Genomic DNA, 17,103 nt, shown 5'->3' with positions numbered 1-17,103 from the left:
CCCACGAGACCGGGGCAGGCCTCGTCGCGGTGCCCTTCCTGCGCCGGACCACGTATGGGGGTGCCCGACATGCGCCGTATGGCGGACGGGACGAGACTGATCCGTAACGCTCATGGAGAGCTACGAGGAGGCAGCTATGGGCTGGTTGTGGGCGATCATCGTGGGATTCGTGCTGGGGCTGATTGCCAAGGCGATCCTGCCCGGTAAGCAGCACAGTCCGCTCTGGCTGACCACGGTGTTCGGAATCATCGGAGCCGTGCTGGGCAACTGGCTCGCCACGCAGTTCGGCATCAACGAGACCAAGGGCATCGACTGGGGCCGCCACGCGCTGCAACTGGTGGCCGCGGTCGTCGTGGTCGGCCTGGGCGACGCGGCGTACAAGATGATCCGGGGCAACAGACGAACGGCCTAGCCGTACCGGGAGGGCCGGTCCACGACGGACCGGCCCTCCCGGCATGCGCGCGGGGCGCCGCGGGTCAGCCCGCCGTGACCTCGACCGCGGCCAGGTTCTTCTTGCCGCGGCGCAGCACCAGCCACCGGCCGTGCAGCAGCTCCGCGCGGTCGGGGACGGCGTCCTCGGCGGCGACCTTCACGTTGTTCACGTAGGCGCCGCCCTCCTTGACCGTGCGCCGGGCGGCGGACTTGCTCGCCACCAGGCCGACCTCGGCGAACAGGTCCACGACCGGGCCCAGCTCGGCGACCTCGACGCGCGGCAGCTCGGAGAGGGCCGCGGCCAGCGTCGCCTCGTCGAGATCGGCGAGGTCCCCCTGGCCGAACAGGGCCTTCGACGCGGCGATGACCGCGGCGCACTGCTCCGCGCCGTGCACCAGCGTGGTCAGCTCCTCGGCGAGCGCGCGCTGCGCGGCGCGGGCCTGTGGGCGCTCCTCGGTCTGCTTCTCGATCTCCTCCAGCTCCTCGCGGGACTTGAAGGACAGGATCCGCATGTACGTCGAGATGTCCCGGTCGTCCACGTTCAGCCAGAACTGGTAGAACGCGTACGGCGTCGTCATCTCCGGGTCGAGCCAGACGGCGCCGCCCTCGGTCTTGCCGAACTTGGTGCCGTCCGCCTTGACCATCAGCGGCGTCGCCAGGGCGTGGACCGTGGCGTCCGGCTCCAGGCGGTGGATCAGGTCGATGCCGGCCGTGAGGTTGCCCCACTGGTCGGAGCCGCCCTGCTGGAGCGTGCAGCCGTACCTGCGGTAGAGCTCCAGGAAGTCCATGCCCTGCAGGAGCTGGTAGCTGAACTCCGTGTAGGAGATGCCCTCCTGGGACTCGAGGCGCCGGGCCACGGAGTCCTTCGTGAGCATCTTGTTGACGCGGAAGTGCTTGCCGATGTCCCGCAGGAACTCGATCGCGGACAGGCCCGCGGTCCAGTCGAGGTTGTTGACCATCGTCGCGGCGTTCTCGCCCTCGAAGGAGAGGAACGGCTCGATCTGCGAACGCAGCCGGGCCACCCACTTGGCGACCGTCTCCGGATCGTTCAGGGTGCGCTCGGCCGTCGGCCGCGGGTCACCGATCTGGCCGGTGGCCCCGCCGACCAGCGCCAGCGGACGGTGGCCCGCCTGCTGGAGCCGGCGGACGGTGAGGACCTGCACCAGATGCCCGACGTGCAGGCTCGCCGCGGTCGGGTCGAAGCCGCAATAGAACGTGACGGGACCGTCCGCGAGCGCCTTGCGCAGTGCGTCTTCATCGGTGGACAGGGAGAAAAGTCCCCGCCACTTCAGCTCGTCGACGATGTCCGTCACGGTCTCGTGTCTCCTTGGGTGTGCCTACACAGTGCACGTACGTGCAGGGTCCGAGGTTATACGCCCTGGCTGACCGAACTCATGTTGAAATCGGGGACGCGCAGCGCGGGCATGGCGGCCCGGGTGAAGTAGTCGCCCCACTCGCGCGGCAGCGTCCTCTCCGTACGGCCCGCCTCGACGGCCCGGCCGAGCAGGTCGACGGGCGACTCGTTGAACCGGAAGTTGTTCACCTCGCCCACCACCTCGCCGTTCTCGACGAGGTAGACGCCGTCCCTGGTCAGGCCGGTGAGCAGCAGCGTCGCCGGGTCCACCTCGCGGATGTACCAGAGGCAGGTCAGCAGCAGTCCGCGCTCGGTGGCCGCGACCATCTCGGCCAGGGAGCGGTCGCCGCCGCCGTCCAGGACGAGGTTGTCGATGGCCGGCGTCACCGGCAGCCCGGTCAGCTCCGCGCTGTGCCGACTGGTGGTGAGGTGAGCCAGCTCACCGGCGCGGATCCACTCGGTGGCGGTCAGCGGAAGGCCGTTGTCGAAGACGGACGCGTCGCCGCCCGAGGCGTGCGCGAGCACGAACGGCGCCGATTCCAGGCCCGGCTCGTGCGGGTCGCTGCGCAGCGTCAGCGGCAGGTCGGCGATCCGCTCGCCGAGCCGTGTGGCGCCGCCCGGCTTGGAGAACACCGTGCGGCCCTCGGCGGCGTCGCGCGCCGAGGACGACCAGATCTGGTAGATCAGCAGGTCCGCGACGGCGGTCGGCGGCAGCAGCGTCTCGTACCGCCCGGCGGGCAGGTCGATCCGGCGCCGCGCCCACCCGAGGCGCTCTTCGAGCTCCGCGTCGAGCGCGGCCGGGTCGACGTCCGTGAAGTCGCGGGTGGCCCGCCCCGCCCACGCCGACCGGGTGCGGTCCGGTGACTTGGCGTTGAGTTCGAGCGTGCCGTTGGGCTGGTCGTGGCGGAGCCTGAGCCCCGTCGACGTACCGACGTAGCTGGTCACGAACTCGTGGTTGGCGAAGCCGTACAGCTCGCGGCCGCCCGCCCGGGCCCGCGCGAAGGCCTCGCCGAGCGCCGGCGCGAACCGGGCGAAGACCTCCGACGAGGTCTCCTCGGGCCCCTCGGTGAAGCCGGGGGAGGCGGCGGTGCCGGTCACCAGCGGCTGCGCGTCCTCGGCGGGGCCCGCGCCGCGCGCGGCCTGCTCGGCGGCCCGTACCAGCGGCTCCAGGTCGTCGGCGGTCACGGCCGAGCGCGTCACGACACCGGAGGCGGTGCCCTCCTTGCCGTCGACGGTCGCGATGACGGTGAGGGTACGGCCGCGGGTGACGCCGTTGGTGGTCAGCGCGTTGCCCGCCCAGCGCAGGTTGGCCGTCGACTCCTCGTCGGCGATCACGACGCAGCCGTCGGCGGTGGACAGCTCCAGGGCGCGCTCGACGATCTCGTGCGGCTTGGACATGCGAATCGACGGGCTCATCGACCGGCCTCCTGCGTGGTGTTCAGAATGTTCACGCCCCGGAACAGGGCGGACGGGCAGCCGTGCGAGACGGAGGCGGTCTGGCCGGGCTGGGCCTTGCCACAGTTGAAGGCACCGCCGAGGACATACGTCTGCGGACCGCCGACGGCCGCCATCGACCCCCAGAAGTCGGTGGTGGTCGCCTGATAGGCGACGTCGCGCAGCTGCCCGGCGAGACGCCCGTTCTCGATCTTGTAGAAGCGCTGCCCGGTGAACTGGAAGTTGTACCGCTGCATGTCGATGGACCACGAGCGGTCCCCGACCACGTAGATGCCGCGGTCGACGCCCGCGATGAGGTCCTCCGTGGAAAGACCGGCGGGGTCCGGCTGGAGCGACACGTTCGCCATGCGCTGCACCGGTACGTGGCCGGGGGAGTCCGCGTACGCGCAGCCGTTGGAGCGCTCGAAGCCGGTGAGCCTCGCGATGCGCCGGTCCAGCTGGTAGCCGACGAGCGTGCCGTCCTTGACCAGGTCCCAGGACTGGGCGGCCACGCCTTCGTCGTCATAGCCGATGGTCGCAAGTCCGTGCTCGGCGGTGCGGTCGCCCGTCACGTTCATCAGCGACGAGCCGTACGCGAGCTCACCGAGCTGGTCGAAGGTGGCGAAGGACGTCCCCGCGTACGCCGCCTCGTAGCCGAGCGCACGGTCGAGCTCGGTGGCGTGGCCGATCGACTCGTGGATGGTCAGCCAGAGGTTGGAGGGGTCGACGACGAGGTCGTACGAGCCCGCCCGGACGCTCGGCGCCCGCATCTTCTCGGCCAACTGCTCGGGAATCCGCGAGAGTTCGCCCTCCCAGTCCCAGCCGGTCCCGGTGAGGTACTCCCAGCCGCGGCCGACCGGCGGCGCGATCGTGCGCATCGAGTCGAACTCGCCGCTGGACTCGTCGACGGCCACCGCGGTCAGCTGCGGGTGCAGCCGCACCCGCTGCTGCGTGGTCACCGTGCCCGCCGTGTCCGCGTAGAACTTGTTCTCGTGCACGGTGAGCAGCGAGGCGTCCACGTGCGCGACGCCGTCCGCGGCGAGCAGCCGCGCGCTCCACTCGGCGAGCAGCCCCGCCTTCTCCTCGTCCGGCACGGAGAACGGATCGATCTCGTACGAGGAGACCCAGGTGCGGTCCGCGTGCACCGGCTCGTCCGCGAGCTCCACCCGCTCGTCCGACCCGGCGGCCTTGATGACCTGCGCGGACAGCTTCGCCATCGCCACCGCCCGGGAGGCCACCTTCGCCGCCGCGTCCATGGTCTTGTCGACCCCCGAGGCGAAACCCCAGGTGCCGCCGTGCACCACCCGGACCGCGTACCCCAGGTCCGTGGCGTCGGACGTGCCCGCCGGCCTGGCGTCCCGCAGCTGCCAGGAGGCGCTGCGGACCCGCTCCAGGCGGAAGTCCGCGTGGTCCGCGCCGAGCGCCCGCGCGCGGGCGAGCGCGGCGTCGGCGAGAGCCCGCAGCGGCAGCGCCGTGAAGGCTTCATCGATGGAATGAGGCACGGATGTCTCCCTGCTGTCGGCACCGGTCGGTCCGATCATGTCGCGCCGCGCACCCCGGTGGCCAGAGCTTTCTGTAGGGATCCGACAGCGGGGCCCGCACGCCACTGTCGGTCGCCGATTCTCCGTATCGCAGAAGGTACCGATAGGTTTTCGAGGTACCAGACAGCTATCGAAAGGGTGATCCGTTGAGCCGCTCGGTTCTCGTCACCGGAGGAAACCGGGGCATCGGCCTCGCCATCGCCCGCGCCTTCGCCGACGCCGGCGACAAGGTCGCGATCACCTACCGCTCGGGTGAGCCGCCGCAGGCCCTCACCGACGCCGGTGTCCTCGCCGTCAAGTGCGACATCACCGACGCGGAGCAGGTGGAGCAGGCCTACAAGGAGATCGAGGAGAAGCACGGGAACGTCGAGGTCCTGGTCGCCAACGCGGGCATCACCAAGGACCAGCTCCTGATGCGCATGAGCGAGGAGGACTTCACGTCCGTCCTCGACACCAACCTCACCGGCACCTTCCGCGTCGTCAAGCGCGCCAACCGCGGCATGCTGCGCGCCAAGAAGGGCCGCGTCGTCCTCATCTCCTCGGTCGTCGGCCTCGCGGGCGGCGCCGGCCAGGCCAACTACTCCGCCTCGAAGGCGGGCCTGATCGGCTTCGCGCGCTCCCTCGCCCGCGAGCTGGGGTCGCGCAACCTCACCTTCAACGTCGTCGCGCCCGGTTTCGTCGACACCGACATGACCAAGGTGCTGACGGACGAGCAGCGCGAGAGCATCGTCTCGCAGGTGCCGCTCGGCCGTTACGCGCAGCCCGACGAGATCGCCGCCGCGGTCAAGTTCCTCGCGTCCGACGACGCCTCGTACATCACTGGAGCCGTCATCCCCGTTGACGGCGGATTGGGCATGGGTCACTGATCACATGAGCGGAATTCTCGACGGCAAGCGCATCCTCGTCACCGGTGTGCTGACGGAGGCCTCCATCGCCTTCCACGCGGCCAAGGTCGCCCAGGAGCAGGGCGCCGAGGTCATCCTCACCGCGTTCCCGCGGCCCACCCTCACCGAGCGCATCGCCAAGAAGCTCCCCAAGCCCGCCAAGGTCATCGAGCTCGACGTGACCAACCAGGAGCACCTGGACCGCCTCGCGGGCGTCGTGAAGGAGGAGCTCGGCGGCCTCGACGGCATCGTGCACTCCATCGGCTTCGCGCCGCAGGGCGCCTTCAACTTCCTGGAGGCCACCTTCGAGGACGTCTCCACGGCGATGCACGTCTCGGCGTTCTCGCTGAAGTCGCTCACCATGGCCTGCCGCCCGCTGTTCGAGGACGGCGCCTCGGTCGTCGGCCTCACCTTCGACGCGCAGTACGCCTGGCCCAAGTACGACTGGATGGGCCCGGCCAAGGCCGCGCTCGAGGCCACCAGCCGCTACCTCGCCCGTGACCTGGGCAAGGAGAACGTCCGCTGCAACCTGATCTCGGCGGGTCCGCTCGGCTCCATGGCCGCCAAGTCCATCCCGGGCTTCGGCGAGCTCGCGGACGTCTGGAACACCCGCTCCCCGCTGTCGTGGGACATGGGTGACCCGGAGCCCGCGGGCCGCGGCATCGTCGCGCTGCTCTCGGACTTCTTCCCGAAGACCACCGGCGAGATCATCCACGTCGACGGCGGCGTGCACATGATGGGCGCCTGACGGCACCCACCCGTACGCGAGTACGTCTTCGAGGCCCCGTCCCCCGCGCTGCGCGGGAGGCGGGGCCTCACCCGTTCGGCTCTCGGGCCGGGCGGTGGCGGGGGAGTGGCGGGCACTCTGGAGTGTGCGTCCAGTCGGTGCGGTGCTCGTGGCCCTCGCCCTGGTGGCCGCCGCGCCGAGCGCCGCGCCACAGGGATCGGCCCACGCGCGCGTGGCGGCCGAGAAGAAGCCCCGGCCCTTCGGCTCGGAGTGCCGTACCGGCGTGGCCGGGACCTCCGTCGTCGTGTACTGCCACAACCCCTACCCCGAGACCGACCGGGTCCGTCTGCACGTGGAGTGCGACCGGTGGTGGGACATCGACAGCGACTCCCGCCCCGTGGCGGCGGGACCCGCGATGACGGTCCGGCTGACCGCCCGGTGCTGGAAAGAGGTCCGCTCGGTCTGGGTCAGCCACCAGAAGTGAACCGCTCCGGGCGGCACATGAAGGGATAGCCGGCCGCCTCCGTGGCGGCGGCCTCCGCGTCGCCCGCCCGGATGGCCTCGACGAGCCGGGCGTGGTCCATGTGGGACTCCGGGGTCAGCTCCTCGCCGATGTCCTCGCGCAGCCAGTCCCGCAGGACCTCGCCGAGGTCCGCGTAGAGCGCCGTCATGACGTCGTTGTGCGACGCGGCGACCACGGCCATGTGGAACGTCGCGTCGGCCGTCACGAACGCCTCTGCGTCCCCCGACGCCCAGACCTCCTCGCGGCGCGCGAGCAGGGCGTCGAGCTGCTTCAGATCGCGCTCGCCGCGGCGCTCCGCGGCGAGCCTTGCGGCGCTCGACTCCAGGGTGCTGCGCAGCTCGGCGATGTGCCGGGGATCCGCGTCGGCGAACCTGCGCTGCATCACGCCCGCGAGCTCGCTCGTCGCCACCACGTACGTGCCCGAGCCCTGCCGGATGTCGAGCAGCCCGTTGTGCGCGAGGGCGCGCACGGCCTCCCGGACCGTGTTCCTGGCCACGCCGAGCTGCTCCACCAGCTCCGGCTCGGTGGGGATGCGGGAGCCGACCGGCCACTCGCCCGAGGAGATCTGGGTGCGCAGCTCGGAGATGACCTGTTCGGAGAGTGCCGAACGGCGAGGAGTGGTCAGCGGCATGACGTTCCTTCGTGCGGGGCGGGCCGACGTGTGACACGTTCTGATTGGACAGCCAATCATCCCATGATTCTATGATGGACCCATGGCTAGTGAGGAAACCGGCACCATGACCCCGACGGCGACATCCCCCGCACCCACCCGCAGCGCGGCGAAACAGCCCCCCACGCGCGCGTGGGCGACGCGCCTCGTCATCGTCGGCATCGTCCTCGCCGCCATGAACCTGCGCCCGGCCATCACCAGCCTGGGCGCCCTCCTCGAAGAGGTCCGCGACGGCCTCGGCATGAGCGGCACCCTCGCCGGACTGCTCACCTCCGTACCGCCGCTCTGCTTCGCGATCTTCGGCGTGATGGCACCCCGCTTCGCCCGGCGCTTCGGTCCGAGCGCCGTCGTCTGCGTCGGCATGGCCGCCATCGCGGCGGGCCTGGTCATCCGGCCCTTCATCGGCGGGACCGCGGGCTTCCTCGCCGCCACCGCGCTCGCCCTCATGGGCATCGCGGTCAGCAACGTCCTGATGCCCGTCATCGTCAAGCGCTGGTTCCCCGACCGGGTCGGCTCGATGACCGGCCTGTACTCGATGGCGCTCGCACTCGGCACCTCGCTCGCCGCCGCCCTCACGGTCCCCATGACCGACGCGCTGGGCGGCCGCTGGCAGACCGGACTCGCCGTCTGGGCGATCCTCGCCGTCGTCGCCGTCGTGCCCTGGATCCCGCTCGTCCGTGAGCGGGGGCCGGTCTCCGACGCCGCCCCGGAGCACATCAGCCCCACCGTGCGGCAGGAGGACGCCGGCCTGCGCATCACCCACAGCCGCACCGCCTGGGCGCTCGCCGTCTTCTTCGGCCTCCAGGCGACCGCCGCCTACGTCACGATGGGCTGGATGCCGCAGATCTTCCGCGACGCCGGCGTCCCCGCCTCCGAGGCGGGCGTGCTGCTCGCCGTCACCATGGCCATGGGTGTGCCCCTCGCGTTCGTCATCCCCCGGGTCGCCACGCGCCTGCCCAACCAGGGCCCCGTAGTGATCTTCCTCGGCGCCTGCGGCCTCGCCGGCTACGCGGGCCTCTACCTCGCCCCCGCCGGCGGCGCCTGGGCCTGGGCGCTGCTCCTCGGCATCTCCAACTGCGCCTTCCCGCTCGCCCTGACGATGGTCGGCATGCGGGCCAAGAGCAGCGTGGGGGTGGCCAAGCTGTCGGCCTTCGCGCAGAGCACCGGCTACCTGATCTCGATCCCGGGGCCCCTCCTGGTGGGCGTGCTCTACCAGCACAGCGGCGGCTGGGGCCTGCCGATCGCGCTCATGGCGGGCCTGATGGTGCCGCAGATCGTCATCGGCACCCTGGCGGGCCGCGACCGCACGGTCGAGGACGAGGTGGCGGCCAAGGCGCAGGCGGCCTGACGCGGCGGGCGGACGCAGCGGACGGGCGCGGACGGACGGGGGCCGCCGGAGGGTTCGACCTGGTTCGACCCCGGCGGCAGGGGGGCGGGCAAAGGGTGCGAGACTGGCCGTATGCCCGTCCTCGACCCGAACCCCCAGAACGGCCAGAAGAAGCTGCTCGTCGTGCTCGGCGCGATGCTGGCCATCACCGTGATCATCGGCATCATCGCCTCCATCGCCTCACCGTGACCTGACGCCCGCGCTCTACGGTGACCTGAAACCCGTTCGATCCGGGTTCGCGTGGTGGGGCTAGCACCCCCATCCCCTAGGGGGTCAGTGTCAGGGTCAAGTGGGTGGATCTCCGGATGGGTTGAGGGGCGCCGATCGCCTAACTTCGAGATGTGGCCGCGAAGACGCGGCACGGACCACTCGAAGACCACGGAGGCGGCATGTCGGCCCGACCGCACACCCGACGCGACCCGGCGGAGTCGGGCAGCGTGGAGATCCAGCTCCCGTGGTGGGCCATCGCCCTGCCCGCCATCGCCTTCGCGGCCCTGCTCCTGCTCATCCTGAACCCCGTGGACGCACACGCCGCCGCCGGCGAACCGCTCGTGACGAACCTCTGGGAGCGCATACAGACGATGCTCCTGCGCACGGCCTCGTGAGCCCCTCGGCACCCAAGCCGTCACTCCTGTCGGCAGAGCGCACCAACTCCCTGCGCCCCGTGCCGCCTTTCATGCGAAGCTGGGACGCATGAGCGTCGCAGAACCCCGCAGGATTGTCCTCTTCCGGCATGCGAAGGCCGACTGGCCGCAGGTTTCCGACCACGAGCGGCCGCTCGCCGAGCGAGGCCGCCGGGACGCCCCCGTCGCCGGACGCAAGCTGGCCGACAGCGGCATCCCCTTCGACCAAGCCCTCTGCTCGACGGCGACCCGGACCCGCGAGACCTGGAAGCTCGCCGTCCAAGAGCTGCCGCAGCGCCCGAAGACCGTCTACGAGGAGCGGCTGTACGAGGCCTCTCCGGGTGAACTGATCGCCGTGCTCAACGAGACCCCGGACGACGTGCAGAACCTCGTCCTCATCGGTCACAACCCCGGGGTCCAGGGCCTGACGGACGTCCTCGCCGGGAGCTTCGAGGGCGACGCCAGAGATCGGCTGAGCCGCCGGGGCTTCCCGACCGCGGCCTTCGCCGTCCTGACGTACTCCGGCTCGTGGAAGGCGCTCGAGCCCGGCGTGGCCACCCTCGTCGACTACTGGGCACCCTCCGAGTAGCCCGGCTCCCCACCCATCGTGCAGGGGCCCGGCACCGCGGTGGTGCCGGGCCCCTCGACGTGTGCGCCGGGTGCGGCGGGCTCAGTCCAGGTGCATGTCCGCCGCCTCGACCTCTTCGCGGGTGATGCCGAGGAGGTAGAGGACGGTGTCGAGGAAGGGGACGTTCACCGCGGTGTGCGCGGCCTCGCGGACCACGGGCTTGGCGTTGAAGGCGACACCGAGCCCCGCCGCGTTCAGCATGTCCAGGTCGTTCGCGCCGTCGCCGATCGCGACGGTCTGCTCCAGGGGGACCCCCGCCTCGGTGGCGAACCGGCCCAGCAGCCGTGCCTTGCCCGCGCGGTCGACGATCTCCCCGGTCACCTTGCCGGTGAGCTTGCCGTCGACGATCTCCAGGGTGTTGGCCTGGGCGAAGTCGAGGCCGAGACGTTCCTTCAGATCATCGGTGACCTGGGTGAACCCGCCCGAGACGACGCCCACTTGGTAGCCGAGCCGCTTCAGGGTGCGGATGAGGGTGCGGGCGCCCGGCGTGAGCCGTACCTCGGAGCGGACCTTGTCGACGACCGACGCGTCGAGCCCGGCGAGCAGCTTCACGCGGGCGTGCAGCGACTGCTCGAAGTCCAGCTCGCCGCGCATCGCGGCCGCGGTCACCCCGGCGACCTCGGCCTCGCAGCCGGCGTGCGCGGCGAAGAGCTCGATGACCTCGTCCTGGATGAGCGTCGAGTCGACGTCCATGACGACCAGCCGCTGGGCGCGGCGGTGCAGGCCCGCCGCGACGACCGCGACGTCGACGCCGAGCTTCGATGCCTCCACGGCCAGGGCGGTGCGCAGCGTCTCGGTCTCGGTGCCGGAGACCGCGAACTCCACGGCGGTGACCGGGTACTTGGCGAGCCGGAAGATGCGGTCGATGTTGCCGCCGGTGGCCGTTATACGGGCGGCGATGGCGGCAGTCGACTCCGAGGTCAGGGGGTGGCCGAGGACGGTCACCAGCGAACGCCCGAGACCTCGCGGCCGGTTGTCGCCGATGCCCGAGATGATCTCGGCCTGCATCTTCATGGACTCCGCCCAGCTGTGGACGGTGGCGCGCAGGTCGCCCTCCAGGCCGGCGGGCGGCTCGGTCACGAGCGCGCACAGCACGATCCGGCCGCGGGTGACGACCTGCTCGATGTCGACGACGTCGACGGAGTAGGCGGCGAGGGTGTCGAAGAGACCGGCGGTGATACCGGGGCGGTCCTTGCCGAAGATCTTGACGAGGAGCGTCGGGATGTCGGCGGGCTGAGGGGGCTGCGAAGCACTCATGGTGATCCCTACGGTATCCGCCCTCCCGGCACGGCCGCGGCCCCGGTCCGCGTACCGGACACCCCACCCGCAGCTCACCCCCTCGCACCACTTCACGACGCCCCCCTCCCCACAACCTGGCCCTCACTCGCCGAGGTCCCGGGCCTGACGGGCCGTGCTGCTGGGCCTCACCCGCTGTGCTCGTCGGCCGCGCTGGCCGTGCTCGCCGGCCTCGCTCGCCTAGCTCTCCGGCTTCGCTCCCCAGGCTCCCGGCTCTCACCTGCCCCCTCCGGTTCACGCCGCCCGGCTCCTGGCTCTCGCCTCTCTGGCTCCTCGGTCGCGCGCGCCGGCCTCCCCGCTCGCCGATCCGGCTCTCGGCTTTCGCCCGCCGGGTTTCTGCTTGGCCGTCCGTCTCTCGCCTGTCTGGCCGTCTTTCGCCCGCCGGGCTCTTGGTTCTCGCCTATTGGGCTCCTGGCTTGCCCGCACACGGCGGACGCGGGAGGAAGCCAGCCTCAGGCAGCCGCTCACGCCGCCGCAGAGTGTGCCGCAGACGCTCCCGGCAGAGTTCGCCCGCCGCTCTCCGGGCTCCTGGTTCGCCTGTCCGGCTCTCAGCTTTCGCCCGCTGGGTTCTCGCTTGGCCGTGCGCCTGCCCGTCCCTCGCCCGCCTTGTCGCTGCCCGTCCGTCCGTTCGGCTCTCGCTCGACCTGTCTGCCCCGTAGCGCAGCCCCGCTCCCATCTCCCCGTAGCGCACTCGCGCTGGGCTCGCGCCCGTCCGCCCAGATCCCCCGTCGCCCGCCCGCCCCATACCGCTGCCTCGCCCATACGCACCCGCCCCGCCCCCAGGCGGCGCCCACCCCCGCGACCACTCAGCGGGACCCCCGCGGATTCGGAGGCGGTGGGGGAGGTGGCGGTGGAGGAGGCCAGTCCGTCGAGCGGGGGCGTGGGCGGGCGTTGTGGGGGGTGGGGGGTGGGGCTATCGGGCCTGCCACCGTGGGGGCGCCGGAGACGTCTCCGGGGGGTCGTAGGTAGGGGTTCGTGTCGGGGTTGGGTGGTCGGTGCGGTGTACCGGGGGCGTAGGGACCGGCTCCGGTCGGCGCCGGTGCCTGGCCGGGCGCGCCGGGCTGCGCGGAGGTCCACCCCGAGCCCCGGCCGGGGTCCCGCCCCGCGGTCCGTTCCGCGAGCACCGCCGTCCCGCCGCCCGCGGCCCCCGTGGCGAGCGACAGCAACGCCCCCAACACACCCGCCCCGGCCCCCCACGCCGCCCCGAGCAGCATCGCGGGCCCCACCCGCCCATGCAGCTCGATCCCCGCGCCGAACGCGTCGAAGCCGAGGACGGAGAGCGAGGCGTCGGCGGAGACTTCGGTCAGCCGGGTGAGGAGGACGAGCCCGAGCGCCGCCACGACCCCGAGCCGCAGACCGCACCGGGCCGCGAAGCCGATGACGGAGCCCTCTCCCCGTATCCGAGGAGTCCGTACCGCCGTCAGCACCCCCGCGAACAGCATCATCACGGCAGCCGCGACGCCCAACAGCCATACCCTGCGGTCGAGTTCGGCGAGCCTGCCGAGGGTGAGCGCCTTGTCGGACGGGCCCGTGAGGAGGTCGTCCACCGGGTCCGGCAGGAACCGCGTGAGGGCGCCCGTCGCCCTGCCGTCCCACGGCACGAAGAGCCCCAGGGGGACGCCGAGCCACACCCCGTTCGGCGCCCCCAGCAGTGCGGCGCCCGCGATGCGCTTGGGGTGGGCGTCGCCGACCATCGCGTACGCCGCCGCGGCGATCCCCGCCGCGACCGCCACCAGCACCACCGTGACCAGCGCGGACGCGGCGGGCCGCACCACCCGGTGCACGCCGCCGAGGCGGTGCGGCAGCGGAGTGCGTCGCGACGCGAGCAGCGCTACGAGCAGGACACCGGCCACCCAGAGCGCCCCGCCGAGCAGGGTCGCGCCGGTGTCCACGGTGAACCCGACGGAGGCCTTCGCCGCGGCCAGGTCCCCGAGCCGGTCGGGCAGGAGTCCGCCGACGTCCCCGATCCCGCCGGGCAGCTTGTCGCCGATGCCGCCCGGCAGCCGGTCGAGCCCTTCCTCGACGCCCTTGTCGATGCCGAGGTGCTTCCCGTCGATCGTGATGAGGTCGTGACCGGCCCAGGCGAGCCCCGCGAGCATCGCGAGGAAGAGGGCCAGCACCGCGCCCACGCGCGCGAGGAGTTCGGCGGGCGCGATGACGGCCCCCGCCCCGCGCAGCGAACGCAGGAAGAAGTGGGCGAGGAGCAGGGCGCCCACGAGGCCCACCCCGAGTGGCGCGATATCGATCGTCGTGACCGCCTCGGCACCGTCGAGCCCGAACGCCGAGACGTCCCCGGACGGGGTGACCGAACCACCCGCGCCGAGCGCGACGGTGGCCGCCGTCATCGGCCCGAGCGAGCCCACCGCGTCCGCGCCGAGGAGGTGCAGCCCGAGCGCGGCCACCCCCGCCATGCCGACCAGCGCCCAACTCACCGAGGCGATCGCGGAGAGCAGCACATCGCCCCAGCGCACGCCCCGGCCTTCACTTTTGTACTCGCCGGCTGCCATGAGGACCCCCCGAACCGCGGTGCGCCGTCCCATCACCCGTCGCAGGCGTGCCATGCGCTTCCCGGCGTTTCCCCCACCTCATGGGCCTAAGAGAGGCGATGAGCGGCATGGGTGAAATGCGCCCAATGAGCATGATCCGTATGCACTGATGGGTTCTTACCACTCTCCGGGGTGGTATCTGCCCCGTCAACGGGGCAACCGTTCACGCCCGTACGCAGTCTTCACAAGGCCCGACTTTCGGTCAGAGCCCTCCGCCTGAAATAGTTCCTCCCGATGTTCGACATCCCTAGACTCCCCATCGATGGGGGCTAGCTCGGGGGACAACTCACGTGGGGCATGGAGTGCCGGAACTCGTACTGGAATTGAATGGCAGGACCTGGACGCTCGACGCGTCCAGGCCGTACACCCTCGGACGTGATCCGCAGGGGGATATCTCGCTCGACGACGCCAGGGTCTCCTGGCGGCACGCGACGATCAGCTGGAGCGGGCGCAGTTGGGTCATCGAGGACCACGGCAGCACCAACGGCACCTTCGTGCAGGGCCAGCGGATCCACCAGATGGAGATCGGCCCCGGTTCGGCCGTGCACCTCGGCAACGCGACCGACGGCCCGCTGGTGAACGTCTCCGCAGGAGCCGCGGGCGCGGCCGCCGCGGCCGCCGCCGTATCCACGCCGCAGCACGCGCCCCAGCAGCACCAGCAGCACCAGCAGGAGGCACCCGGCTGGGCCGGGCAGGCCCCTCACCAGCAAGCCCCTCATCAGCAGGCACCCCAGCAGCACGCCCAGCACGCCCAGCACGCACCCCAGCAGCAGGCCCCGTACCAGGCGCAGCAGCAGGGCTGGCCGCAACAGCAGCAGCCGCAACAGCATCAGCCGCCGCAGCACCAGCACCAGGCCCAGCAGCAGCACCAGTCGCCTGTGCCTCAGCAGCAGGGCGGGCCGGCCGAGCAGTACGCACAGAAGACTCCGGGGACGGGCGGCGCTGCGGGGGCCCCGCCGGTCTACGGCGACCGCAGCCCGACGACGTTCCACCAGCTGGCGCTCGGCCGCAAGATGCGCATCGGCCGTGCCCTCGAGAACGAGCTGGTCGTCTCCGACCTGCAGGTCTCGCGCCACCACGCCGAGTTCACGGCGACGCCGGACGGCCGCTTCGAGATCCACGACCTCGGATCCCACAACGGCACCTACGTCAATGGTCAGCCGATCGCGAAGTCCTCGACGGTCCTGATCGGCCCGAACGACATCGTCGGCGTCGGCCACTCGACCTTCCGTCTCGTCGGCGGACAGCTCGAGGAGTTCGTCGACACCGGTGACGTCTCCTTCTCGGCCCGCCACCTCACGGTCACCGTCGACGGCGGCAAGCAGATCCTCAAGGACGTCTCCTTCGGCGTCCCGGAGAAGTCGCTCATCGCGGTCATCGGCCCCTCGGGTTCCGGCAAGTCGACCCTCCTCAAGGCGCTCACCGGCTACCGGCCCGCCAACCAGGGCGACGTCCTCTACGACAACCGCAACCTCTACAAGCAGTTCGCCGAGCTGCGCCAGCGCATCGGTCTGGTCCCGCAGGACGACATCCTGCACAAGGAGCTGACCGTCAAGAAGGCCCTGAAGTACGCGGCCAAGCTGCGCTTCCCGGCCGACACCACGGACGCCGAGCGCGACTCCCGCATAGACGAGGTGCTGCGCGAGCTGAAGCTGGACATCCACAAGGAGAAGAAGGTCACCTCCCTCTCCGGTGGTCAGCGCAAGCGCGTCTCCGTGGCCCTGGAGCTGCTCACCAAGCCGTCGCTGATCTTCCTGGACGAGCCGACCTCCGGCCTCGACCCGGGCATGGACCGCGATGTCATGCAGCTGCTGCGCGGCCTCGCCGACGACGGCCGTACGGTCCTCGTCGTCACGCACTCCGTCGCCGAGCTGGCGATCTGCGACAAGCTCCTCGTGATGGCGCCGGGCGGTTCGGTGGCCTACTTCGGTCCGCCGGAGGAAGCCCTGAACTTCTTCGGCTACAGCACCTGGGCCGACGTCTTCTCCGCCTTCGAGAACTACCGCGACTACGACTGGGCGGGCCGCTGGAAGGGCTCGCAGCACTACCAGATGTACGCCGCGGACATCGACGCCGTCGCCGCGCAGTCCGTACAGATGCCGCCGCCGCAGGCGGTGAAGCCGCCGAAGCCGCAGGGCTGGGGTTCGCAGCTGTGGACCCTGATCCGCCGCTACGTCTCCGTGATCGCCTCGGACAAGGGCTTCATGGGCCTGATGGTGATCCTGCCCGCGGTCCTCGGCGTCGTCAGCGTCGTGATCCCGGCCGACTTCGGCCTCGCGCCGCCGAAACCGCCGGTCAAGTTCAATGGGGACGCCGGCACGATCATGCTGATCCTCGCGGTCGGCATGTGCTTCTCCGGCGCCGCCAACTCCGTACGTGAGCTGATCAAGGAACGGGTCATCTACGAACGGGAACGGGCCACCGGCCTCTCCCGCTCCGCGTACCTGATGTCCAAGGTCATCGTCCTCGGCGTGATCACTGCCATCCAGGGCGTCATCATCTGCGGCATCGGCTTCGCCCCCCGCGACCTGCCCGAAGAGGGCCTGATCATGCCCCCGGCCGCGGAGATCTGTCTGACGATCATCGCGCTCGGCTTCACCTCGATGATGTTCGGCCTGGTCATCTCCTCGCTGGTGAAGACCGCCGAGAAGACCATGCCGCTCCTGGTCATGTTCGCGATCGTCCAGGTCGTCTTCACCGGCGTCCTCTTCCAGGTCTACGGTTCGCCCGGCCTTGAGCAGTTCGCCTGGCTGATGCCGTCCCGCTGGGCCATCGCCGGCGCGGGCGCCACGCTCGACCTCGGCCACCTGATGCCGCCGTGGGACCCGAAGAAGCCCGGCGACCTGGACCCGCTGTGGGAGCACTCGGTGAGCCAGTGGGGCATCAACATCACGGTGCTGCTCCTGCTCGGCATCGTCTGCGGTGTCGCGGTCGCGCGCCTGCTGCGCCGCCACGAGCCGGAGGTCATGCGCAAGTGACCCGCGTGCCCCCGGGCACACGAGAAGGGCGGCACCCCGCGCGGGGTGCCGCCCTTCGGCGTCCGGAGAACCTCATCTTC

Annotated in this window: 15 protein-coding genes; 9 read left to right on the top strand and 6 right to left on the bottom strand. The window is 71.3% G+C overall.

Features of this window, described 5'->3' with window-relative positions:
* The first annotated feature begins 136 nt into the window (after positions 1-136).
* Complete coding sequence (locus ACZ7DY_RS30680) at positions 137-412, top strand: GlsB/YeaQ/YmgE family stress response membrane protein (RefSeq protein WP_389712489.1); 276 nt, start codon at positions 137-139, stop codon at positions 410-412.
* A gap of 64 nt (positions 413-476) precedes the next feature.
* On the opposite strand, the gene tyrS is transcribed toward ACZ7DY_RS30680, so the two are convergent.
* Genes tyrS through ACZ7DY_RS30665 form a run of 3 tightly spaced genes read right to left on the bottom strand, consistent with a single transcriptional unit; the run spans position 477 to position 4,761 of the window.
* Positions 477-1,745, bottom strand: a complete 1,269-nt coding sequence (gene tyrS / locus ACZ7DY_RS30675) for a tyrosine--tRNA ligase (RefSeq protein WP_471141006.1) — start codon at positions 1,743-1,745, stop codon at positions 477-479.
* A 56-nt stretch (positions 1,746-1,801) separates the two neighbouring features.
* The gene (locus ACZ7DY_RS30670; protein WP_471141004.1) at positions 1,802-3,202 is read right to left on the bottom strand and encodes a metallopeptidase TldD-related protein; all 1,401 of its coding nucleotides are present in this window, start codon (positions 3,200-3,202) and stop codon (positions 1,802-1,804) included.
* The gene (locus tag ACZ7DY_RS30665; protein ID WP_471141001.1) at positions 3,199-4,761 is read right to left on the bottom strand and encodes a TldD/PmbA family protein; all 1,563 of its coding nucleotides are present in this window, start codon (positions 4,759-4,761) and stop codon (positions 3,199-3,201) included. Before ACZ7DY_RS30665 ends, ACZ7DY_RS30670 begins: the two co-directional genes overlap by 4 nt.
* A 146-nt stretch (positions 4,762-4,907) precedes the next feature.
* Between ACZ7DY_RS30665 and fabG the strand changes: the two genes are divergently transcribed.
* The 3 genes from fabG (at position 4,908) to ACZ7DY_RS30650 (ending at position 6,856) form a co-directional block, all read left to right on the top strand.
* Positions 4,908-5,627, top strand: a complete 720-nt coding sequence (gene fabG, locus ACZ7DY_RS30660; protein WP_471140999.1) for a 3-oxoacyl-[acyl-carrier-protein] reductase — start codon at positions 4,908-4,910, stop codon at positions 5,625-5,627.
* Between the two features lie 4 nt (positions 5,628-5,631).
* Positions 5,632-6,393 carry an enoyl-ACP reductase FabI gene (gene fabI, locus ACZ7DY_RS30655; RefSeq protein ID WP_471140997.1) on the top strand — a complete coding sequence of 254 codons (762 nt, stop codon included), beginning with the start codon at positions 5,632-5,634 and terminating at the stop codon, positions 6,391-6,393.
* A gap of 142 nt (positions 6,394-6,535) precedes the next feature.
* Positions 6,536-6,856, top strand: a complete 321-nt coding sequence (locus ACZ7DY_RS30650) for a hypothetical protein (RefSeq protein WP_471140994.1) — start codon at positions 6,536-6,538, stop codon at positions 6,854-6,856.
* Here ACZ7DY_RS30650 and ACZ7DY_RS30645 read toward each other — a convergent pair.
* Positions 6,840-7,526, bottom strand: coding sequence for a FadR/GntR family transcriptional regulator (locus ACZ7DY_RS30645; protein ID WP_471140991.1), 687 nt, complete (start codon positions 7,524-7,526; stop codon positions 6,840-6,842). The two genes, ACZ7DY_RS30650 and ACZ7DY_RS30645, sit on opposite strands and share 17 nt — an antisense overlap.
* An 82-nt stretch (positions 7,527-7,608) precedes the next feature.
* Between ACZ7DY_RS30645 and ACZ7DY_RS30640 the strand changes: the two genes are divergently transcribed.
* The 4 genes from ACZ7DY_RS30640 (at position 7,609) to ACZ7DY_RS30625 (ending at position 10,164) form a co-directional block, all read left to right on the top strand.
* Positions 7,609-8,913, top strand: coding sequence for a CynX/NimT family MFS transporter (locus tag ACZ7DY_RS30640; protein WP_471140989.1), 1,305 nt, complete (start codon positions 7,609-7,611; stop codon positions 8,911-8,913).
* A 111-nt stretch (positions 8,914-9,024) separates the two neighbouring features.
* Positions 9,025-9,141 carry an SGM_5486 family transporter-associated protein gene (locus ACZ7DY_RS30635; RefSeq protein WP_358712790.1) on the top strand — a complete coding sequence of 39 codons (117 nt, stop codon included), beginning with the start codon at positions 9,025-9,027 and terminating at the stop codon, positions 9,139-9,141.
* Positions 9,142-9,341: 200 nt separating this feature from the next.
* Positions 9,342-9,557 (top strand): hypothetical protein, encoded by a 216-nt coding sequence (locus tag ACZ7DY_RS30630; protein WP_471140986.1) that lies wholly within the window; start codon positions 9,342-9,344, stop codon positions 9,555-9,557.
* Between the two features lie 88 nt (positions 9,558-9,645).
* A complete protein-coding gene (locus tag ACZ7DY_RS30625; RefSeq protein WP_471140983.1) occupies positions 9,646-10,164 on the top strand; it encodes a SixA phosphatase family protein in 519 nt (172 codons plus the stop codon).
* A gap of 81 nt (positions 10,165-10,245) precedes the next feature.
* Here the strand turns inward: ACZ7DY_RS30625 and serB are convergent, their stop codons facing one another.
* Positions 10,246-11,460: a phosphoserine phosphatase SerB gene (gene serB, locus ACZ7DY_RS30620; protein ID WP_471140980.1), complete on the bottom strand. Its 1,215-nt coding sequence runs from the start codon at positions 11,458-11,460 to the stop codon at positions 10,246-10,248.
* Positions 11,461-12,305: 845 nt separating this feature from the next.
* Positions 12,306-14,006, bottom strand: a complete 1,701-nt coding sequence (locus ACZ7DY_RS30615; protein ID WP_471140977.1) for a streptophobe family protein — start codon at positions 14,004-14,006, stop codon at positions 12,306-12,308.
* A gap of 341 nt (positions 14,007-14,347) precedes the next feature.
* Between ACZ7DY_RS30615 and ACZ7DY_RS30610 the strand changes: the two genes are divergently transcribed.
* Positions 14,348-17,023 carry an ABC transporter ATP-binding protein/permease gene (locus ACZ7DY_RS30610; RefSeq protein WP_471140974.1) on the top strand — a complete coding sequence of 892 codons (2,676 nt, stop codon included), beginning with the start codon at positions 14,348-14,350 and terminating at the stop codon, positions 17,021-17,023.
* The last annotated feature ends 80 nt before the right edge of the window (positions 17,024-17,103 follow it).

Source organism: Streptomyces sp. NPDC037013 (genome assembly GCF_055607265.1).
This window is presented reverse-complemented; position numbering and strand designations above follow the sequence as displayed.